18 protein-coding genes are annotated in these 19,360 nt (G+C 65.9%); 14 read left to right on the forward strand and 4 right to left on the reverse strand.

What is annotated here, in order from left to right; genetic code table 11:
• Nucleotides 1-98: 98 nt before the first annotated feature.
• The 11 genes from AWC12_RS02790 to AWC12_RS02840 all read left to right on the forward strand — a co-directional run bounded on the left by AWC12_RS02790 (nt 99) and on the right by AWC12_RS02840 (nt 13,876).
• Nucleotides 99-950, forward strand: a complete 852-nt coding sequence (locus AWC12_RS02790) for an SDR family NAD(P)-dependent oxidoreductase (protein ID WP_024445678.1) — start codon at nt 99-101, stop codon at nt 948-950.
• Nucleotides 950-2,362 (forward strand): aromatic ring-hydroxylating oxygenase subunit alpha, encoded by a 1,413-nt coding sequence (locus AWC12_RS02795; protein WP_085172255.1) that lies wholly within the window; start codon nt 950-952, stop codon nt 2,360-2,362. Before AWC12_RS02790 ends, AWC12_RS02795 begins: the two co-directional genes overlap by 1 nt.
• A 67-nt stretch (nt 2,363-2,429) precedes the next feature.
• Nucleotides 2,430-4,280, forward strand: a complete 1,851-nt coding sequence (locus tag AWC12_RS02800) for a flavin-containing monooxygenase (RefSeq protein WP_085172257.1) — start codon at nt 2,430-2,432, stop codon at nt 4,278-4,280.
• Nucleotides 4,281-4,357: 77 nt separating this feature from the next.
• Entirely contained in the window at nt 4,358-5,329 is a 972-nt protein-coding gene (locus tag AWC12_RS02805) for an SDR family NAD(P)-dependent oxidoreductase (RefSeq protein WP_085172259.1), read from the forward strand.
• Nucleotides 5,322-6,479 carry a CaiB/BaiF CoA transferase family protein gene (locus AWC12_RS02810; protein WP_085172261.1) on the forward strand — a complete coding sequence of 386 codons (1,158 nt, stop codon included), beginning with the start codon at nt 5,322-5,324 and terminating at the stop codon, nt 6,477-6,479. The genes AWC12_RS02805 and AWC12_RS02810 overlap by 8 nt, the downstream gene beginning before the upstream one ends.
• Nucleotides 6,479-7,630 (forward strand): acyl-CoA dehydrogenase family protein, encoded by a 1,152-nt coding sequence (locus AWC12_RS02815; RefSeq protein ID WP_085172263.1) that lies wholly within the window; start codon nt 6,479-6,481, stop codon nt 7,628-7,630. Before AWC12_RS02810 ends, AWC12_RS02815 begins: the two co-directional genes overlap by 1 nt.
• A complete protein-coding gene (locus tag AWC12_RS02820) occupies nt 7,627-8,544 on the forward strand; it encodes an acyl-CoA dehydrogenase family protein (protein WP_085172265.1) in 918 nt (305 codons plus the stop codon). The genes AWC12_RS02815 and AWC12_RS02820 overlap by 4 nt, the downstream gene beginning before the upstream one ends.
• Nucleotides 8,541-9,737 (forward strand): acyl-CoA dehydrogenase family protein, encoded by a 1,197-nt coding sequence (locus AWC12_RS02825; RefSeq protein WP_085172267.1) that lies wholly within the window; start codon nt 8,541-8,543, stop codon nt 9,735-9,737. Before AWC12_RS02820 ends, AWC12_RS02825 begins: the two co-directional genes overlap by 4 nt.
• Entirely contained in the window at nt 9,734-10,699 is a 966-nt protein-coding gene (locus tag AWC12_RS02830; RefSeq protein WP_085172269.1) for an acyl-CoA dehydrogenase family protein, read from the forward strand. The genes AWC12_RS02825 and AWC12_RS02830 overlap by 4 nt, the downstream gene beginning before the upstream one ends.
• A gap of 11 nt (nt 10,700-10,710) precedes the next feature.
• Entirely contained in the window at nt 10,711-12,423 is a 1,713-nt protein-coding gene (locus AWC12_RS02835) for a thiamine pyrophosphate-binding protein (RefSeq protein ID WP_085172271.1), read from the forward strand.
• A 28-nt stretch (nt 12,424-12,451) separates the two neighbouring features.
• On the forward strand, nt 12,452-13,876 hold the full coding sequence (locus tag AWC12_RS02840) for an aldehyde dehydrogenase family protein (RefSeq protein ID WP_085172273.1): 1,425 nt from the start codon (nt 12,452-12,454) through the stop codon (nt 13,874-13,876).
• Between the two features lie 112 nt (nt 13,877-13,988).
• On the opposite strand, the gene AWC12_RS02845 is transcribed toward AWC12_RS02840, so the two are convergent.
• Nucleotides 13,989-14,204 (reverse strand): hypervirulence associated TUDOR domain-containing protein, encoded by a 216-nt coding sequence (locus tag AWC12_RS02845; RefSeq protein WP_024445667.1) that lies wholly within the window; start codon nt 14,202-14,204, stop codon nt 13,989-13,991.
• A 116-nt stretch (nt 14,205-14,320) separates the two neighbouring features.
• On the opposite strand from AWC12_RS02845, the gene AWC12_RS02850 reads away from it, so the two are divergent.
• A complete protein-coding gene (locus AWC12_RS02850; protein WP_024445666.1) occupies nt 14,321-15,556 on the forward strand; it encodes a KasA/KasB family beta-ketoacyl-ACP synthase in 1,236 nt (411 codons plus the stop codon).
• A 7-nt stretch (nt 15,557-15,563) separates the two neighbouring features.
• Here the strand turns inward: AWC12_RS02850 and AWC12_RS02855 are convergent, their stop codons facing one another.
• Both AWC12_RS02855 and AWC12_RS02860 read right to left on the reverse strand, forming a co-directional pair.
• Nucleotides 15,564-16,463 (reverse strand): cyclopropane mycolic acid synthase family methyltransferase, encoded by a 900-nt coding sequence (locus AWC12_RS02855; RefSeq protein ID WP_024445665.1) that lies wholly within the window; start codon nt 16,461-16,463, stop codon nt 15,564-15,566.
• A 58-nt stretch (nt 16,464-16,521) separates the two neighbouring features.
• A complete protein-coding gene (locus AWC12_RS02860; RefSeq protein ID WP_085172275.1) occupies nt 16,522-17,454 on the reverse strand; it encodes a cyclopropane mycolic acid synthase family methyltransferase in 933 nt (310 codons plus the stop codon).
• Between the two features lie 225 nt (nt 17,455-17,679).
• Between AWC12_RS02860 and AWC12_RS02865 the strand changes: the two genes are divergently transcribed.
• A complete protein-coding gene (locus tag AWC12_RS02865) occupies nt 17,680-18,426 on the forward strand; it encodes a 3-keto-5-aminohexanoate cleavage protein (RefSeq protein ID WP_024445663.1) in 747 nt (248 codons plus the stop codon).
• Here the strand turns inward: AWC12_RS02865 and AWC12_RS02870 are convergent.
• Nucleotides 18,416-18,862, reverse strand: coding sequence for a cupin domain-containing protein (locus AWC12_RS02870; protein ID WP_024445662.1), 447 nt, complete (start codon nt 18,860-18,862; stop codon nt 18,416-18,418). The two genes, AWC12_RS02865 and AWC12_RS02870, sit on opposite strands and share 11 nt — an antisense overlap.
• Nucleotides 18,863-18,888: 26 nt before the next feature.
• Here AWC12_RS02870 and AWC12_RS02875 point away from each other — a divergent pair, with 26 nt between their 5' ends.
• Complete coding sequence (locus AWC12_RS02875) at nt 18,889-19,305, forward strand: hypothetical protein (protein ID WP_036464664.1); 417 nt, start codon at nt 18,889-18,891, stop codon at nt 19,303-19,305.
• The last annotated feature ends 55 nt before the right edge of the window (nt 19,306-19,360 follow it).

Consider the following 19,360-nt stretch of genomic DNA (forward strand, 5'->3'; position numbering starts at 1 on the left):
CGCTGCAAGGCCGCACGGTCGATCTTGACTGCCACATAACCCCTGCGGAATAGTGTTCTGCAATATGCAGAGCACCATTATTTGTCCGGACAATTGAGATGACAGCCGGAGTTCCGCTCAGCCTGGCCGGCCGCGTCGTCGTGGTCTCCGGAGCAGGTGGCGGCGGCATCGGGACGACGATCACCCGCCTCGCCGCCGAGGCGGGCGCCACCGTCGTCGCGGTCAGTCGGTCCCAGCAGAATTTGGACGAGCACGTCGCCCCGCTGGCGCAGCAGGGGCTGCCCGTCGTCACGGTCGCAGCCGACGCATCCACCGACGACGGCATCGCCACCGTCCTCGACCACGTCCGCGGCGTCGACGGTGACCTCTACGGGCTCGTCAACATCGCCGGCGGCGCGGCGCCCGCGACGTGGATGCCTGCCACCCGCGTCACCCGCGAGGATTGGCGAGCCCTCTTCGCCGCGAACCTCGAGACCGCCTTCTTCATGAGCCAGGCGATCGCCGCAGAGATCCGAGCCAACGGCACAAAGGGCTCCATCGTGTCGGTGTCGTCGATCAGCGGCATGAACACCGCGCCCTTCCACATCGCCTACGGCACGGCCAAAGCCGCGGTGGTCGCCATGACGCGGACGATGGCCGTCGAACTCGCCCTCGACGGCATCCGCGTCAACGCCGTCGCTCCCGGAGTCACCGAAACCGCAGCCTCCCGCACGTACGTCGACGACGATCCCGAACGCGACCGCACCGCGATCGCGATGGGACGCAGGGGAACTCCGGAAGAGCAGGCCGGCGCCATCCTTTTCCTGCTCTCGGATCTTTCGAGCTACGTCACCGGGCAGACACTGCTCGTCGACGGCGGGCTGAACCTGAAGTGGTCCCACCTCGGTGCCGACAACACGTCGTTGTTCCTGAAAGACCAGTCCTTCCGCGAAGCCATAAGGAGGATCTAGTGACCCATACCGAATCCGACCTCGACGCCGCGATCGAGATCGACGCGGACAAGGACGAGTCGACGGGCGAGATCGCCGAGGACCTTTCGGACCCGATGACCATTTCGGTCGACGCGTACACCTCCGAGGCGTATGCCCGTGCCGAGCGGGACAAGCTGTGGCGCAAGGTGTGGCAGCAGGTGGGCCGCGTCGAGGAGATCCCCGAGGTGGGCAGCTACCTGACCTACGACATCCTCGACGACTCGATCATCGTCGTCCGCACCGGCCCCGATTCGTTTGCCGCGCATCACAACGTGTGCATGCATCGCGGCCGCAGGCTCGTCGACACCCCGGACGGCGCGAAGAACGCGGTCGGGCGGGCACGCAAATCGTTCGTCTGCGGATTCCACGGCTGGACATACGGTCTGGACGGAACATGCACGCACATTCGCGAACAGGACGACTGGAAGGGAAAGCTGACCCGGGAGAACACACACCTGGCTCCCGTGCAGGTCGACACCTGGGGAGGCTGGCTGTTCATCAACATGGACCCCGACTGTGAATCCCTGGCCGACTACCTGTTCCCGGCGTCGAAGATCCTCGACCCGTTCGGTCTGGAGAACATGCGCTACAAGTGGCGCAAATGGTTGTATTTCGAATGCAATTGGAAGGTCGCGATGGAGGCCTTCAACGAGACCTACCACGTGTTCACGACCCACCCGGAGTTCAACAAGTTCGGCGAGTTCAAGGGCTGGGCTAAGGCGCAGGGCCGACACAGCAACATCGGCTACGACGCGCCCAAGGGCATGGACGAAACCAAGTCCAAGATCCGTCTCGGCACCGGGGATCCGCGTATCTCGACGGCCGAGATGCAGGTCTACACCATGGAAGAGACCAACGCGACCACCACGCAGACCCTCGTCAACGCTGCCAAGCGACTCGTCGACGAATTGCCCGAAGGCACGCCCGCCGACCAGGTGCTGCAACACTGGCTCGCGTCGGCCCGGCGCGACGACGAGGCTCGCGGCGTGATCTGGCCGACCATCCCGTCCGACATCCTCGGCCAGAGCGGAACGGCCTGGCAGATCTTCCCCAACTTCCAGATCGGCCAGGGGTTGACGAGCGCACTGTGCTACTCCGCGCGTCCCGATCCGAGCTACCACCCGGACAAGTGCATCTTCGAGGTCGCCGTCTTCGAGCTGTACCCCAAAGGTGAAGAGCCTGACACGGAATGGGCCTACACTCCCAAGGATTCGCCGAACTGGCTCTCGGTTCTGCCGCAGGACTTCTCGAACATGGCCGCGGTGCAGCAGGGCATGAAATCGGCGGGCTTCCCCGGCACGCTGCCCAACCCCTATCGCGAACGCAGCACGGTGAACCTGCACCACCAGCTGTCCAAGTACATGGGCACCGGAGACCCCCAAGCGCTTTAGCGAATCGGGCGCGGTTGACGACGCTCAGCGTCCTTGAGCGCGCCGAATTCGCCCTAGTAGGAGAGATATGACGACGACCGAGACCTCGTGCGGGCCCACTGACACGCCCACCGACATCGACATCCCCGCCATCCGGGAGAAGTACGCCGCCGAACGCGCTAAACGGCTACGACCCGAGGGTGCGGATCAATACCTGGAACTGGACGGGGATTTCGCCGATTTCTACGAGGTCGACCCCTACACGACGGTGGTCGAGCGCGACCCGATCATCGAGGACGCTGACGTCGTGATCCTCGGTGGCGGCTTCGCCGGTTTGCTCGCCGGTGCCTACCTGAAAAAGGCCGGTGTGGAGGGGATTCGCGTCGTCGAGATGGCGGGCGATTTCGGCGGCGTCTGGTACTGGAACCGCTTCCCCGGAATCCAATGCGACAACGACGCATACTGCTACATACCGCTGCTCGAAGAGCTCGGCTTCATGCCCTCGAAGAAGTTCGCCGACGGCGCCGAGATCTTCCAGCATTGCCGCAACATCGGTAAGCACTTCGGACTTTACGACGGTGCGCTGTTCTCCACGCAGGTGCGGGAGCTTCGTTGGGATGACGGATCTGCACGCTGGCGGATCACCACCAACCGGGGCGACAACATCCGGGCGCGCTTCGTGGTGATGGCGCAGGGCTCCTACAACCGCCCAAAGCTTCCCGGCATCCCGGGCATCAAAGACTTTGCCGGCCATGTGTTTCACTCGGCCCGATGGGATTACGACTACACCGGCGGTGATGCCGACGGCGGGCTCGACAAGCTCGCCGACAAGCGGGTCGCGCTCGTTGGCACCGGCGCAACCGGTATCCAGGTGGTGCCGCACCTCGGCCGGGATGCTCAGCATCTCTACGTGTTCCAGCGGACGCCATCGTCGGTCGACCAGCGCTCGAACCCACCGACCGATCCGGCGTGGGCAGCGTCGCTGCAGCCGGGCTGGCAGGAGGAGCGTAAGCGCAACTTCCACAACTGGTCACCGTTCGTCGGTGTCGTGTTCGGCGAGCCGGACCTGGTGTGCGACTTCTGGACTGAGCTCGGGCGCAACCTGACCGCGCGGATCGCCGGCAGCGAGGACCCCACGGCCGTGACCATCGAGCAGATCATGGCCTTCCGGGAGGAAGAGGACTACAAGATCATGGAGCGGCTGCGTCGCCGCGTGGCCGAGATCGTCGAAGACCCCGAGACCGCGGAGGCGCTCAAACCGTACTACCGCTTCATGTGCAAGCGGCCGACGTCCAGCGAGAAGTACCTGGAGACGTTCAACCGCCCCAATGTGACACTCGTCGACGTCTCGGCGACCAAAGGTGTGGAACGCCTGACCGAGAAGGGCATCGTCGCCGACGGCATCGAATACGAGGTTGACTGCGTGATCTTCGCGAGTGGCTTCGAGATCTCCACCGAGATCAGCCGCCGATTCGCGATCGACTGCATCGAGGGCCGCGACGGGCTCTCGCTCTTCGACTACTGGCGCAACGACTACAAGACGTTGCACGGGATGACCAGTCGCGGTTTCCCGAACCAGTTCTTCATGGGCTTCATCCAGGGCGGTGTGTCGGCCAACACCACGGCGATGTTCGAACAGCAGGCCAAGCACATCGCCTACCTGATCGCCGAGGCCCAGCGCCGAGGTGCCACCACCGTCGAGCCCAGCCAGGAGGGTCAGGACGCCTGGGTGGCGACGGTCCGCGAACTGTCCATCGACAACTCAGCGTTCGAACTGTCCTGCACGCCGGGCTATTACAACAACGAGGGACGTGGGGGTGCCGAGCGCAACGGCTCCTTCCTCGGCGACTTCTACTCGCCAGGTTTCTACGCCTTCGACGATCTCATCACCGAGTGGCGGGACAAGGGCGACCTCGACGGGCTGGAACTTCGTGGCTGAGACGACTTGCGTAACGCCAAGGCGGAAAATGGCCCCTGAAAACGCCGCAGCGTTACGCAACGTTCGGGGTTTCGGCCGTGGCTGATCTGAGGTTCGACGGCCGCGTCGCCGTCGTCACCGGCGGCGGCCGGGGGTTGGGTCGCGCGTACGCGCTCTTGCTGGCCGCCCAGGGCGCCAAGGTCGTCGTCAACGACCCCGGCGGCACGCTCGACGGCTGCGGCGTCGGGGATGGGGGCGACACGGGCCCGGCGCACGACGTCGTCCGTGAGATCACCGGCGCCGGAGGGCACGCGGTGGCCAGCACCGCTTCGGTGGCCACCCCCGAAGGCGGTCGGGCGATCATCGACACCGCCTGCGAAAGATTCGGCGGCATCGACATCCTGGTCCACAATGCCGGCATCGTGCGGCGAGCCTCGCTGAAAGACATGAGCTACCAGGATTTCGACGCAGTCCTCGACGTACACCTGCGGGGCGCGTTCCATGTCGTCAGGCCCGCGTTCCCCATGATGTGCGAGGCCGGATACGGACGCATCGTGCTCACGTCGTCGATCGGCGGCCTGTACGGCAACCACGACGTCGCCAACTACGCCGTCGCCAAGGCCGGCGTGATCGGGTTGTCGAATGTCGCCGCGATGGAGGGCGCCGCACATGGCGTGAAGAGCAACGTGATCGTCCCCGCCGCCGTGACGCGGATGGCCGAGGGCATTGACACGTCCGCGTATCCGCCGATGGGGCCCGAACTCGTTGCACCCGTCGTTGGCTATCTCTCGCACGAAAGCTGTTCGGCGACCGGGGAGATGTTCATCGCCCTTGCCGGACGAGTCGCGACGGCCGCCGTCACCGAGTCGCCAGGCGTCTACCGTCCGTCCTGGACCATCGCGGAGGTCGGCGCCCACCTGGATGCGATCCGTGACCGCACCGAGCCCGTGACGTTCCCCGTGGTCCCCGACGGCCACAACGACCACATCCGGTACAGCTTCGCGATGGCCGCCGCGATGAGCCGCTCGGGTGAAGAGCAGACAGCCCCGCAAGGAGCTGTCAATGCCTGATACCGGCCCGCTCGCGGGGATCCGCGTCGTCGACCTCACCGCGATGGTGATGGGCCCGTACTGCACCCAGATCATGGCCGACATGGGCGCCGACGTCATCAAAGTCGAACCGCCGGAGGGTGACAACACCCGGTTCATATCCGTAGGGCCGGTGTCGGGTATGAGCGGCGTGTTCGTCAACGTCAACCGCGGCAAGCGCAGTATCGTGCTCGACCTGCGCTCCGAGGAGGGCAAGGCGGCGATGCGCGGGCTCGTGGAACGGGCCGACGTGTTCATCCACTCGATGCGGTCCAAGGCGATATCCAAGCTGGGCTTCGGCTACGAGGACGTCGCCGCCATCAACCCGCGCATCGTCTACACCAACTGCTATGGCTACGGCAGGCGCGGGCCGGAACGCGATCGTCCGGCCTATGACGACACGATTCAGGCCGAATGCGGAATCCCCGCTGTGCAAAGGCAACTCACCGGCGAGGCGGACTATGTCGGCACCATCATGGCGGATAAGGTGGCCGGGCTGACTGCGTTGTACGCGACCACGATGGCGCTGTTCCATCGCGAGCGGACCGGGGAAGGCCAAGAGGTCGAGGTCGCCATGTTCGAGACAATGGCGTCTTTCATGCTGGTCGAGCATGCCAACGGTGCCATGTTCGCCCCCCCGCTCGGGCCCGCCGTCTATCCGCGCACCGTCGCACCCAACCGCAGGCCATACCGCACGAAGGACGGCTACATCGCCGCCCTCATCTACAACGACAAGCACTGGAACGCATTCATCGAGTCGGTCGCCCCGGCCTGGGCGTCCGATCTTTACGCGACGCTCGAATCGAGGGCACACCAGATCGACACGGTCTACGGCCTGGTGGCGCAGACCCTGGAGGAGCGAACCACCGACGAGTGGCTGGAGCTGTTCCGCGAGTTGGAGATTCCCGCCGCGCGATTGAACACCCCGGACGCCTTGTTCGACGATCCGCACCTCAACGCGGTGGGACTGTTCGAGACGGTCGACACCCCGCACGGGCCGGTGAAGTTCCCCGGTGTGCCGACCTGGTTCTCCCGGACCCCGGGCAGGGTGCGCGGACCCGCGCCCGAACTCGGGGCGGACACAGCCGCCGTTCTCGACGAGCTGGGCCTGAGTTCGGAGCGGGTGAGCTGATGGACTTCGACATGGGCAAGCAAGCCGCGGATCTTCGGGTCCAGTTGCGCGACTTGATCAAAGCGCATGTGCCGGAACACTTCCTGGGCGCATTCACCGACGATCCTGCCGACCTGGACACCGCACAGCGATTCTGCCGCACGCTCGCCGAGCGCAACCTGCTGTGCCTGGCCTGGCCCGAGGAGTTCGGCGGCGGTGGTGCTTCGGTGTGGGAGCAGACCGTCGTGCGAGAGGAGATGTGGGCGCACCACGAGCCGCGCGGCGCGCAGTACATGGGCGTGAACTGGGTAGGGCCGATCATCATGCGGCACGGCACCCAGGAGCAGCAGCGCAACCATCTGCCGCCCATCGCGGCCGGTGAGGTGATCTGGTGCCAGGGCTTCTCGGAACCGGAGGCCGGGTCGGACCTGGCGTCGCTGCGCACCACGGCCCGGCCGGACGGAGACGGGTGGCTGGTCAGCGGACAGAAAATCTGGACGTCCTACGCGACGATGGCGCAGTGGTGCTTCCTGCTGGCCCGCACCTCCCGCGGTGAGAAGAAACAGCAGGGCCTGACGATCTTCCTTGTGCGGATGGATGATCCGGCGATCACCGTGCGCCCGATCAGGTGCATGATGGGCCCGCACCACCTCAACGAGGTGTTCTTCGACAACCTGCGCGTGACGCAGGCGGATGTGCTCGGCACCGTCGACCACGGGTGGTCGATCGTGCAGGACGTCATGTCCTTCGAACGAGTCGGCATCGCACGCTACGCGCGATGCGAGCGGCTGCTCGCCGCCGCACCGGCGGTGCTGGGGGAGCGGTGGGAGTCGCTGCCCGCAGAGTTGCGCGGCCGGTGGATTCGCATGCTCGCACACTGTCGCCGGGCACGACTGCTCGCCTACCGGGTGGTCGCCCAGCAGAGCAGCGGGCGGATCACCCCCGGGGACGCGTCGGCCTACCGCATCGCGGTCACGAAACTCGACCAGGACAGTGCGGAGGTGCTGATGGACATCGCGGCCGAGGTGCGTCACGACGATCATCGCGCGGCGTGGTTCCTCGGCGAGGTCGAGGACCATTGGAGATACTCGCAGGCATCCACGGTGTCCTCGGGAAGTATTGAGATGCAACGCATTCTGCTTTCACGTTCGATGCTGGCGGCGGTCAAATGATCCTGGACCTCTCTGATGACGCCTTGGAATTCGGCCGCCAGGCGCTGCACGCTTTCGAAGCTGCGGGCGGCGACCGGCTGGTCGAGCAGGCCGAGGCGGCTCCCGACACGCGCGCATCGCTCGTCGGATCGGTGCTTGACGGGCTCGGCGCGTGGGAGCTCGACCCGCGCTCCGACAGCGACGGAATCGAAGCCGCCGCGGCGCTGTGCCGCAGCGCCGGTTACTGGGCACTGCCGTATCCCCTCGCCGAACGGCTCGCCGCGCCCACCGACATCGATGCCGACGGACTTGTCGTCATCGGCGGGGTCCGCCCGTCCGCCGGGATCGCAGGTATCGACCTGCGCTGGATCGCAGTCGATCTCGACGGCCGCCGATCGCGAGTCACTCGCTTCGGCGTCACCGGTGCCGGCTTCGTCGCCGAGCTGGAAACCGAGCCCCTCGACGATGTAGGCGCCCGAGATGTCGCGCTCGGTCTGGTGCTGCCGTGCTGGACACTGCTCGGCATGCTCGACCGCGCGCTCGAGCTCACGGTCGCGCACGTAAGCCTCCGCAAACAGTTCGGCCAGACACTGTCGACGTTCCAGGGGGTGCAGTTCCAGCTGACCGATGCCGAGGTCGAACGCAGCGGCGTTGACATCCTGGCCAAGCACGCGCTGTGGGCCGTGGCCACCGACCAGCCGCACGCGCTCGACGATGCCCTGGCATTGCGGATGGCCGCGATCGAAGCGGCCGACGTCGTGTTCCGGGTGTGCCACCAGCTGCACGGCGCGGTCGGCTTCTGCGACGAGACCCGGCTGTCCTGGCTGTCCCGCTACAGCCAGCCCTTGCGCCGCCTACCGTTCGGCCTCTCGGCGACCCAGGACCACCTGACACGCGCAGCCGGTCGCCGCGGACTGACGGGCCTCTACGCATGAGCGTCGAAACTGCGGATATGACCGACAATTCGGCAGATTCTGAGTCACAAGCCCAGTTCCGACGGGAAGTCCGGGCCTGGTGTCGCGACCACATCCCCAAGAACTGGCGGGCCGCCCAGACCGGCGTCAGCGACGACGAGTTCGTGCGCTTCCAGAAAGCATGGTTCGCCGAACTGCACAGCGCCGGATACGCGGTGCCGCACTGGCCTGCCGAATGGGGCGGCGGGCTCTCGGTCGAGAACCAGGTGGTGCTCTATCAGGAGTTGGCCGCCCACGACGCCCCACGCCTCGTGCTCGCCTTTGTCGGAATCCATCACGCCGCATCGACTCTGCTCGTTGCCGGTACCGACGAGCAGCGCCGACGCCACCTGCCCGCGATCCTCGACGGCGAGATCTGGGTGCAGGGCTTCTCCGAGCCCGAGGCCGGATCCGACCTTGCCGCGCTGCGCACCACTGCGCAGCGGCGCGGCGACGAGTTCATCGTCAGCGGGCAGAAGCTCTGGGCGAGCGGCGGCATGCACGCCGACTGGTGCCTGCTGCTGGCCCGCACGGACGTCGAAGCGCCCAAAAGGAAGGGGATCTCGTACTTCCTGCTCGACATGACCAGCCCGGGCGTCGACGTCCGCCCGATCCGCAACGCCGTCGGCGATTCGCACTTCTGCGAAATCTTCCTCGACGAGGTGGCGATCCCTGCGGCCAACCTGATCGGCGCCGAGAACGCCGGGTGGCAGGTGGCGCAGGCGACGCTGGGCGCAGAGCGCGGCATGACGATGCTGGAGCTCGCAGAACGATTGGGCAATGCGGGCTTTCGCTGGCTCGTGGAGGCCGCGCCCGTCGACGACCCGGTCGTCGCCGACCGTCTCGCACAGTTCGAGATCGAGCTCACCGGTCTGCGCGGAATGTGCCGGCGACTCGTAAAGGGTGAAGCGTCCGGGCCTGCAGATCCGTCGATCGTCAAGCTCTACTACAGCGAACTCTTGCAGCGCCTCACCGACTTCGGGGCCGAGATCAGCGGGCCCGCTGCCCATACCGTCGTCACCAAACCGATGTCGAGCGGATGGGAATCCGGCTCGTGGATACTGGATTTCGTGGGCTCGTGGGAGTGGACGATTCCCGGCGGAGCCAGCGAGATCCAGCGCACGATCATCGCGGAGCGCGGGCTGGGGCTGCCCCGAGAGCCGAGTGTGGCGTGAGCACCTTCGCCGAATTCCACGACGAGTTGTCCTCTGTCGCCAACGACATACTCGCCAAAGACAGCGAGGTCGGCTGGTCGGTACTCGTCGATGCCGGATGGACGGGGCTGGAGGTACCGGAGAGCGCCGGCGGCGCCGGTGCCACGTTCATCGAGACCGCACTGATCCTGCGCCAGATCGGCCGGGCCGCCAGCGCGAACCACTATTTCGGCAGCGCGGCGCTCGCGGTGGCTGCGCTGCAGCACGCTCCGGACGAACTGCTCGCCGCCGTCGCGGACGGCAGCAGCCGCTTCGCCGTTGTCACCGATCAATTCACGACGGCCTCAGGAAAACTCACCGGGCGAGCCGAGTTCGTCCCCGACGCGGTCGGCGCCGACCGGCTGCTCTTCCTCGTCGACGGCGGTGTGGCTGTCGTCCCCGCAACGGCGGTGACCGTCAGCGCAGCGCCCGTCGTCGACGAGACCAGGACACTGGCGACCGTGATCGCCGACGGGGTGGTTCCCGAGATGATCGTGCCGTCCGACTGCGCATCAGCGGTGCACAATCGAGCCACGGTCGCCCTCGCCGTCGACAGCCTCGGCATTGCTGAGCGGATGCTCACGGCCACAGTCGATTACGTGAAGATGCGGCATCAATTCGGGCGCCCGATCGGATCGTTCCAGGCGGTCAAACACGCGTGTGCCGATATGCTGGTCGCCATCGAGGTCTCTCGCCAACTCGTGGCAGACGCGGTCGCAGCCATTGCCGACGGCGCCGATGCGGCGGTTCCCGCGGCGATGGCGAAGTCCCACACCTGTTCGGCCGCAGTGGATATCGCAGGCAAGGCCATGCAGCTGCACGGCGGCATCGGCTACACGTGGGAGAGCGGAATCCACCGCTACCTCAAGCGCGCCACCCTGAACCGCTCACTGTTCGGTTCACCTGCAACACAACGTCAACGACTCTCACAGCGCTACCACTAGAAGGAGTACTCATGGGCGTACCCGTGTACAAACGCATTCTGGATCTCTTCGAGGCCGAAGGCGTCAACACCCTGTTCGGCATCCCTGATCCCAATTTCGTGCACATGTTCACCGAGGCGGAAGCGCGCGGCTGGTCGGTCGTCGCGCCGCACCACGAACTCAGCGCCGGCTTCATGGCCGAGGCGGCGTCGCGAATGACCGGCAAGCCGGGGCTGTGCATCGGCACTCTTGGCCCGGGCATGGCCAACATCGCCGGAGCGATTCAGTGCGCGCTCGTCGAGAACTCACCGGTGATCTTTCTGGGCGGGCAGCGGGCGCGGGTCACCGAGCGGCGGGTGCGTCGCGGTCGTATCCAATTCGTGCAGCAGGAACCACTTTTCGAGGCGTCGGTGAAGTTCAGCAGCTCGATCGAGTATGCCGACCAGACCGACGAGATCATCCGGGAGGCCATCCGTCGGTCGATGTCGGGCACTCCCGGCCCCAGCTACGTCGAATACCCGTCGCACGTCATCCTCGAAGAGCTCGACGTGGCCGATCCGCTGCCGCCCCACCGCTACCGTCTGGTCAACCAGGGGGCCGGGGCGGCGGAGGTGGCAAAGGCGGCCACGCTCATCCGGGAAGCCAAGAGCCCGATCCTGCTCGTCGGCCACGGGGTGCACACCTCACGCACCCAGCAGGAGGTCAAGCAGCTCGCCGACCTGATGAACTGCCCCGTCATCCAGACCTCCGGCGGCACCTCCTACATCCCGGGGCTGCAGGACCGGACGTTCCCGTACCTGTTCTCGCCGGCGGCGAACCAGGCAGTCGAGGAATCCGATCTCTGCGTCGCGCTGGGCACCGAACTCGGTGAGCCCATGCACTACGGCCGGACCCAGCACTGGGCGGGTAACGATGCGAACCGCAAATGGGTCTACGTCGAACAAGATCCGACCGCCATCGGCGTCAACCGCCAGTTCGACGTGCCGCTCGTCGGCGACCTGCGCGGTGTCGTGCCGCAGCTTGTCCAGGCGCTCAAGGACACTCCGCGCACACCGTCACCCAACCTCGACGCGCTGATGAAAGCGGACGCCGAGGAACTCGCCCAGCTCGCCGAGAACGCGCCGTCGGGTCGTTCCCCGATCCACCCGGCGCGCTACGTCGTCGAATCGACCAAGGCGTTCAACGAACTCGAGGACCCGATCCTGGTTCGAGACGGCGGTGCGACCGTCATCTTCCAGTGGACGTATTCGCAGTCCAAACCGCGCGACGTGATCTGGAATCAGAACTTCGGTCATCTCGGGACGGGCCTTCCGTACGCCGTCGGCGCGTCGGTCGCCGAGGGCGGCAGGCGTCCGGTCATGCTGTTGACAAGTGATTCGGCGTTCCTGTTCCACATCGCCGAGCTCGAGACGGCGGCGCGGCTGAATCTGCCGCTGGTGTGCGTGGTGGGCGTCGACCATCAGTGGGGCCTTGAGGTCGGCGTCTACAAGCGCACGTTCGAGCAGCCCTCCCCGCAGCCAGGGGTGCACTGGAGCAAGGACGTTCGCATGGACAAGGTGGCCGAGGGCTTCGGCTGCCACGGCGAGTACGTCGAGAAGGAGGATGAGATCGGGCCGGCGATCGCGCGCTCCTACGCCAGCGGAAAGGTCGGCGTGGTGCACGTGTGTATCGATCCGAAGGCGAACTCCGAGGAAATGCCCAAATACGACCGGTTCCGCACCTGGTATGCCGAAGGCACCCAGTAACTCTGCGATGTGAGGAAGACTGCACATTATGCGCGATTACCTGAAGCACTACATCGATGGCCAGTGGGTGGAGCCGGTGCGGCCCAATGCCCTGGAGGTCGACAACCCGACCACCGAGGAAGTATCCGGCCGTATCGCCCTGGGCTCCTCGGCCGATGTCGACCTTGCGGCCACCGCGGCGCGGCGGGCGTTCGGCACGTGGTCGCAGTCCACGCGCGAGGAGCGCCTGGACCTGCTCCAGGCCATCATGGGTGAGTACCAGAAGCGTGTCGGCGACCTCGCCGAGGCGGTTACCGAAGAGATGGGAGCCCCCGCCTCCTTGGCTGCGGGCCCACAAGTGAATCTCGGTCTCGGCCACCTGGCGACCGCGATCGACGTCCTGAAGAACTTCCAGTTCGAGGAGCAGCACGGCAGCACGCTGGTGGTCAAGGAGCCGATCGGGGTCTGCGGGCTCATCACGCCGTGGAACTGGCCGATCAACCAGATCGCGTGCAAGGTCTACCCGGCACTGGCGACCGGGTGCACGATGGTGCTCAAGCCCTCGGAGGTCGCCCCGTATTCGGCGCAGATCTTCACCGAGATCCTCGACGCCGCAGGTGTTCCCGCCGGGGTCTACAACCTCGTCTACGGGGACGGCCCGGGCGTCGGAGTCCCATTGTCCAGCCACCCCGACATCGACATGGTGTCGTTCACCGGATCCACCCGCGCCGGCATCGAGGTGGCCCGCAACGCCGCGCCGACGGTCAAGCGGGTCACCCAGGAGCTCGGCGGCAAGAGTCCCAACATCGTGCTCGACGACGACGCCTTCGCCAAGAGCGTCACCGCGGGAACGTCGGTGATGATGATGAACAGCGGACAGAGCTGCAACGCGCCGTCGCGCATGCTGGTGCCGAACTCCCGCATGGACGAAGCCATCGCGATTGCGCGCGAGGTTGCCGGTGCGGTCAAGGTCGGCGACCCCGGCGACAAGAGCGCCATCGGGCCGGTGGCCTCCAAGGCGCAATTCGACAAGATCCAGGGGCTGATCCAGAAGGGCATCGACGAGGGGGCCACCCTCGTCGTCGGCGGCACCGGCCGTCCCGAGGGCATCGACAAGGGCTACTACGTCAAGCCGACGGTGTTCGCGAACGTCACCAACGACATGACGATCGCGCGCGAGGAGATCTTCGGCCCCGTGCTGTGCATCCTCGGCTACGACGACATCGACCAGGCCGTCGAGATCGGCAACGACACCGACTACGGGCTTGCCGGCTACGTGTCCGGTGCCGATCTGGACAAGGCGCGCTCCGTGGCCCGCCGGATCCGCGCCGGTTCCGTCGCGATCAACCACGGCTTCGACATGGCCGCGCCATTCGGCGGTTACAAGCGCAGCGGAAACGGCCGCGAGTGGGGCCAATTCGCGTTCGACGAGTACCTGGAGACCAAGGCCGCGCTCGGCTACGCCCCGGCGTGACTCCGTGATTTCGGCGTGCTCGGTCGCGCCTCCTGCACCTGAGCACGCCGAAATCGCAGAGTAGGGCGGCCGCGCTGAAGGTGCTCGGCTTGGCCCGCCGGACAATCGCGGCTCACGACTTCTTCTTCAGCGCCTCGGGTTTGTGAACGGCGTCGTTGCCGCTCTTGTCGCTGCGAACTCGGTACTGCGGCTCGTCCTGAGATGCCCGCACAGTGCGGCCAGCCGCCTCGGTGTCGGAGGTGATCTTCTCCTCAACAGTTCCCTCGGCGGTGCTGCCATGGCTTTGCCAGGTGACTTTGTCGCCCTTTTTGAAATCATCCTTGCTCACACGGTGGTTGTTACCCGTAGCGGCAGCGGCTACTCATGGAGAAGTCTCGAGTGAGGCGAGCGGATCCGGATAGCTATCGTGGCCTATCGAGGGAACGGAGTGTACGAGGGGGATCTATGACGAAGTTTCCAAACGTGGTGGTCACCGGGATGGCCATGACGACGGCGCTCGGGACCGACGCCGAGTCGACATGGCAGGCCCTGCTCGAGGGACGCAGCGGTATCCGCATCCTGGAGGACTCGTTCATCGAGGAGTTCGACCTGCCCGTCCGTATCGGCGGGCACCTGCTGGAGACGTTCGACGAGGAGTTGACGTCCGAGGAGAACTACGCGCTGTCCTACGTGCAGCGCATGGCGGTGGTGCTGGGCCGTCGCGTCTGGGAACACGCGGGATCACCAGACGTCGATCCGAACCGCCTCGCGGTGTCGATCGGCACCGGCATGGGCGGCATCGAGGAGCTGGCCTTCGCCTACGACCACCTCAGGGAGGGCAGGCTCGACCAGGTCAACCCGACCGTGGTGCAGCAGTACGCGCCCAGCGGGCCTTCGGCGGCGGTCGCCTTGGAGCGTCATGCGCGCGCCGGGGTGTTGTCGCCGGTGTCAGCGTGTGCGTCCGGATCCGAAGGCGTGGCCCAGGCATGGCGACAGATCGTCTTCGGTGAGGCCGACATCGCGATCTGCGGTGGCGTGGAAGCCCGCATCGAAGCCGTTCCGATCGCCGGGTTCGCGCAGATGCGCATCGTGATGTCGACGAACAACGACGACCCGGAAGGTGCGTGTCGCCCGTTCGACAAGGACCGCGACGGATTCGTCTTCGGCGAGGGTGGTGCGCTGCTGGTCATCGAGACCGAAGAGCACGCCAAGGCTCGTGGTGCCACCATCCTCGGCAGACTGATGGGCGCCAGCATCACCTCCGACGGCTTCCACATGGTTGCTCCCGACCCCAACGGGAAACGGGCCGGCTACGCGATGTCCCACGCCGTCGAGCTGGCCGGGCTCTCAGCGACCGACATCGACCATGTCAACGCGCACGCCACCGGCACCTCGGTCGGCGACGTCGCCGAGGGGGTGGCGATCAACAATGCGCTGGGCGAGCACAAGCCCGCGGTTTACGCCCCGAAGGGTGCGCTCGGCCACTCGGTCGGAGCCGTGGGTGCTGTCGAGTCGATCCTGACGCTTCTCGCATTGCGGGACGGGATCATCCCCCCGACCCGCAATCTGAAGAACCTCGATCCGGAGATCGACCTCGACGTCGTCGCGGGAGAGCCGCGCCGCGGAAACTTCGAGTACGCGATCAACAACTCGTTCGGGTTCGGCGGCCACAACGTCTCGCTGGTGTTCGGCCGGGCCTGACGGCCGGTCAGGCTTTGACGAGTGTGAACTGTCCTAGTTCGCTGATACGCCGATTGAAGAAGTCGCTGCATCCGGTCAGGTACTTCATGTAGCGCTGGTAGACCTCCTCGGAGGTGGCCGCGACAGCCTCTTCGTGGTGGGCTTCCAGAGCCTCGGCCCAGGTGTCCAGCGTCCGCACGTAGTGCTCGTTGAGAAACTGCGTCTGTTCCAGCGTGAATCCGGCCTCGGCGGACAGGGCGACGATGTTCTCCTCGCCGGGCACGGAACCGCCGGGGAAGATCTCCTTGGCGATGAAGCGCATGAACTTCAGGTCGGACATCACGATCGGAATGCCCAACTCGGGCCACTTCTTGAGCGGGTGTCCCAGAATCGCCTGCAGTAGGAAGCGCCCTCCACTCGGCAGCACGCTGCTGCACATCTTGAAGAACGGCGCGTAGCGCTCCTGCGGGAAGGCCTCGATCGCCTCGATGCTGATGATGCGGTCGACCGGCTCGTCGAACTGCTCCCAGCCGCGGAGCAGGATCCGCCGGGACCGCTCGGTGTCCATGCCATCGAGCAGTTCCTGGGCGTACTTGCACTGGTTGCGGCTCAACGTGAGGCCGACGACGTTGACGTCGTACTTCTCGATCGCCCGCTTCAGCACCGATCCCCAGCCGCAGCCGATGTCGAGCAGCGTCATGCCCGGTTCGAGATTCAGCTTGCCCAGCGACAGATCGATCTTCGCGACCTGAGCCTCGGCGAGCGTCATGTCGTCACGCTCGTAGTACGCGCAGCTGTACGTCCGGGACGGATCCTGGAAGAGACCGAAGAAATCGTCGGAGAGGTCGTAGTGAGCCTGAACCTCCGCGAAGTGAGGCTTCATGTCGTCGCCACTCTCGGGCGGCTGCTGCACCCTGCTCCCTGTCATCCCCGGCCGACCTCCATATCAGGTAACGCGTGTCGCCAAATTACTACACGGCCGTCAGTTACTGCTTCTCCATGGTGAATTGGACGACGTCGGTGTAACCGTCGCGGAACAGGTCCGCGCAACCCGTCAGGTACTTGTAGAACCGCTCGTAGATCTCCTCGGAGGTGATCTCGATGGCCTCGTCCTTCTTGTCCTTCAGGTTCGCTGCCCACGTGTCGAGTGTCTTCACATAGTGGGGCTGCAGATGCTGCTCGCGGGTGACGGTGTAGCCGTTGCGGGTCGCGGCGTCGGTGACCTGCGCGGCCAGCGGCAGACGTCCGCCGGGGTAGATCTCGTCCATGATGAACTTGATGAAGCGCACCTTCGACATGGTCAGCGGCAGCTTCTTGGCTTTGATCTCTTCGTCGCTGGGGATGATGATCGTGTGCAGCATCTGCACCCCGTCATCGGGCATCCAGCTATAGGTCTTCTTCATGTAGTCGTCGTACTTGTTGAAGCCGAAATGCTCGAAGGCGCCGATCGACACGATCCGGTCGACCTTGCCCTCGAAGTCTTCCCACGGCTGCAGACGGACTTCCATGCTGCGGGTGGTGTCGATGTTCGGGAACCGGTTGGTTTCGATGTGCTGCTTCTGGTTCTCCGACAGCGTCAAGCCGATGACGTTGACGTCGTACTTCTCCACGGCGCGCTGAATGGTCGAGCCCCAGCCGCAGCCGATGTCGAGCAGTGTCATGCCCGGCTCGAGGCCGAGCTTGCCCAGAGACAGGTCGACCTTGGCGAGCTGAGCCTGCTCGAGCGTGTAGTCGTCCTTCTCGAAGTATGCGCAGCTGTAGGTCTGCGACGGATCCTGCCAGAGCTTGAAGAAGTCGTTCGAGATGTCGTAGTGGAACTGGACTTCTTTCTTGTCCGACCCGCGCGTGTCCGACGCCGACTTCGACAGCCACGCGGACTTGGCGGTGGCGTTCGGACCTTCGGTTGACGTATTCGGCATGCGACCCAATCCTGTCTGCAAAGTGCTGTTGCGACGTGACATGGCCCGGCTGTCTGTTCAACTCGGCCTTGACCCGCTCTAGGGGTGTGCGCCTCCATGAGGCGAGCACCGCGGCTTTGCCGACCATACCCGCCTGGCGATGCACGGGTCGAGGCGGCTCGCGCGGGGTGCGGCGCTGATCTGCTTACCTCGCGCAGCAGTCCGCCGCAGACGAGGATGGGCCCCATGCCCGGCGAACACCAGGACACCGAAACCCCGACGATCTATGTCAAGGCGTGCATCAACGGTGCGCGGACACCCGACCAGCATCCGCACCTGCCCGTCACTCCCGGGCAGCTCGCGGCCGAGGCCGTCGCCGCTCATCGTGCGGGCGCGAAGGCGGTGCACATGCATCCCAAGAACGCCGACGGCAGGGACTCGCTGCTCGCAGCCGAGGTGGACGCCGCCGTCGCAGCTGTGCGCGAGACGCTGCCGGGGTTGCCGTTGGGTGTCACGACCGGGTTCTGGGCTCTGCCCGATGCGCAGCAGCGTCTGGATGCGGTGGCCGGCTGGGAGGTACTACCGGACTTCGCGTCGCTGAACTGGCACGAGCCCGGTTCGCCGGAGTTGGCGCGGTTGCTGCTCGATCGGGGCCTCGGAGTCGAGGTCGGCATCTTCCACGCCGAGGCAGCGCGGTCCTGGGCGACCTCCGACGTCGCCGCGCACTGCATGCGCGTGATGATCGAACTGGGCGCCGACGGTGACGTCGCCACAGCTGACGAAATCCTCGCCCTCGTGGCCGCGGCGGACTCACCCGCACCCGTCCTGCTGCATGGCCTCGACGAAAGCTGTTGGCCACTACTGCAACACGCGGGGCTGCGGGGTCTGCAGACGCGCATCGGCTTGGAAGACACCCTGACGCTGCCCGACGGATCGGTTGCCGCAGGGAACGCCGAACTCGTGTCGGCCGCCGTCGACCTGCTCAGTCGGTAGGGGGCGCGAGCACGAAGTCGGCGAAATCGAAACCGGGCACCACGACGCAACTCACCAGACAGGGCTGGTCGTCGCGCGGTTTCGCCCGCTGCCAGTGTCCCGGCGGCACGACGAACTGCGGGTTCTCGCCGGCCATGATGTCTGCGCCGAGAACATGGGTGGTGGCGGTGTTCTGACGCTGGCCGACTTCCAGCAAGAGAGGCCCGCCCGAGTGATAGAGCCACAGTTCGGCGCTGCGCACCGTGTGCCATGCGGACTGCTGACCCGGCATGAGGAGGAACAGGATCGCGGTCCCGGCGTTGCGGGGGCCGGTGTAGTCGGGCGGCAGCACTGACTGCGGGACCGTCAACTCGCTGCGCCAGGTCTCCCGAAACCAGCCGCCCTCGGGATGCGGCGAGAGGTCGAGACGACGCGCCCATTCGGGAAGATCGCTCATCGGCTCACCCTAGTAGTGTTCTGCGCATGGCTCGCGCGCTTCCGGGGTGGCTGGTCGCGCTGTGCGCGCTCGCCGTCGCGGTCAGTGCCTGGTTGCCGTGGCTGACGTCCGCCGAGAGCGGGGGACGTGCCAACGCTATCGGCGGTGTGGCCGGCGCCATGCCGGTACCGCCTCCCGGATTCGGGGTGGGTCAGTTGGTCGTGCTGCTGGCATCGACGCTGGTGGTCGCAGGCGCGATGGCCGCGCGCGGGATCTCCGGTCGGCTGGCATCGTCGGCTGCGCTGGCGATTTCGCTTGTGCTGGTAGCGCTGGCGGTCTGGTACTACCGCCTCTACGTCTACCCGCCGGTGTCCGCCGGTTACGGCCTCTACGTCGGCGGTGCGATCGCCCTGGTGGCCGCGGTGCTGTCGGTGTGGACCATGCTCGCGGCGTGGGCGAGATGAGCGCTTGCGCGAAGAGCAGAGCGCACCGAGGAGCGCTTGCGCGAAGAGCAGAGCG

Origin of the sequence: Mycolicibacterium iranicum (assembly GCF_002101705.1) — a bacterium.
GTDB classification, from domain to species: Bacteria; Actinomycetota; Actinomycetes; order Mycobacteriales; family Mycobacteriaceae; genus Mycobacterium; species Mycobacterium iranicum.

Bases quoted from the DNA above. Each gene is read 5' to 3' on its own strand.
- AWC12_RS02875 (WP_036464664.1), top strand. From the start codon at position 18,889: ATGGCTCGCGCGCTTCCGGGGTGGCTGGTCGCGCTGTGCGCGCTCGCC.
- AWC12_RS02815 (WP_085172263.1), top strand. From the start codon at position 6,479: ATGGACTTCGACATGGGCAAGCAAGCCGCGGATCTTCGGGTCCAGTTG.
- AWC12_RS02860 (WP_085172275.1), bottom strand. From the start codon at position 17,454: ATGCCGAATACGTCAACCGAAGGTCCGAACGCCACCGCCAAGTCCGCG.
- AWC12_RS02825 (WP_085172267.1), top strand. From the start codon at position 8,541: ATGAGCGTCGAAACTGCGGATATGACCGACAATTCGGCAGATTCTGAG.
- AWC12_RS02790 (WP_024445678.1), top strand. From the start codon at position 99: ATGACAGCCGGAGTTCCGCTCAGCCTGGCCGGCCGCGTCGTCGTGGTC.
- AWC12_RS02800 (WP_085172257.1), top strand. From the start codon at position 2,430: ATGACGACGACCGAGACCTCGTGCGGGCCCACTGACACGCCCACCGAC.
- AWC12_RS02850 (WP_024445666.1), top strand. From the start codon at position 14,321: ATGACGAAGTTTCCAAACGTGGTGGTCACCGGGATGGCCATGACGACG.
- AWC12_RS02855 (WP_024445665.1), bottom strand. From the start codon at position 16,463: ATGACAGGGAGCAGGGTGCAGCAGCCGCCCGAGAGTGGCGACGACATG.
- AWC12_RS02840 (WP_085172273.1), top strand. From the start codon at position 12,452: ATGCGCGATTACCTGAAGCACTACATCGATGGCCAGTGGGTGGAGCCG.
- AWC12_RS02870 (WP_024445662.1), bottom strand. From the start codon at position 18,862: ATGAGCGATCTTCCCGAATGGGCGCGTCGTCTCGACCTCTCGCCGCAT.
- AWC12_RS02820 (WP_085172265.1), top strand. From the start codon at position 7,627: ATGATCCTGGACCTCTCTGATGACGCCTTGGAATTCGGCCGCCAGGCG.
- AWC12_RS02865 (WP_024445663.1), top strand. From the start codon at position 17,680: ATGCCCGGCGAACACCAGGACACCGAAACCCCGACGATCTATGTCAAG.
- AWC12_RS02810 (WP_085172261.1), top strand. From the start codon at position 5,322: ATGCCTGATACCGGCCCGCTCGCGGGGATCCGCGTCGTCGACCTCACC.
- AWC12_RS02835 (WP_085172271.1), top strand. From the start codon at position 10,711: ATGGGCGTACCCGTGTACAAACGCATTCTGGATCTCTTCGAGGCCGAA.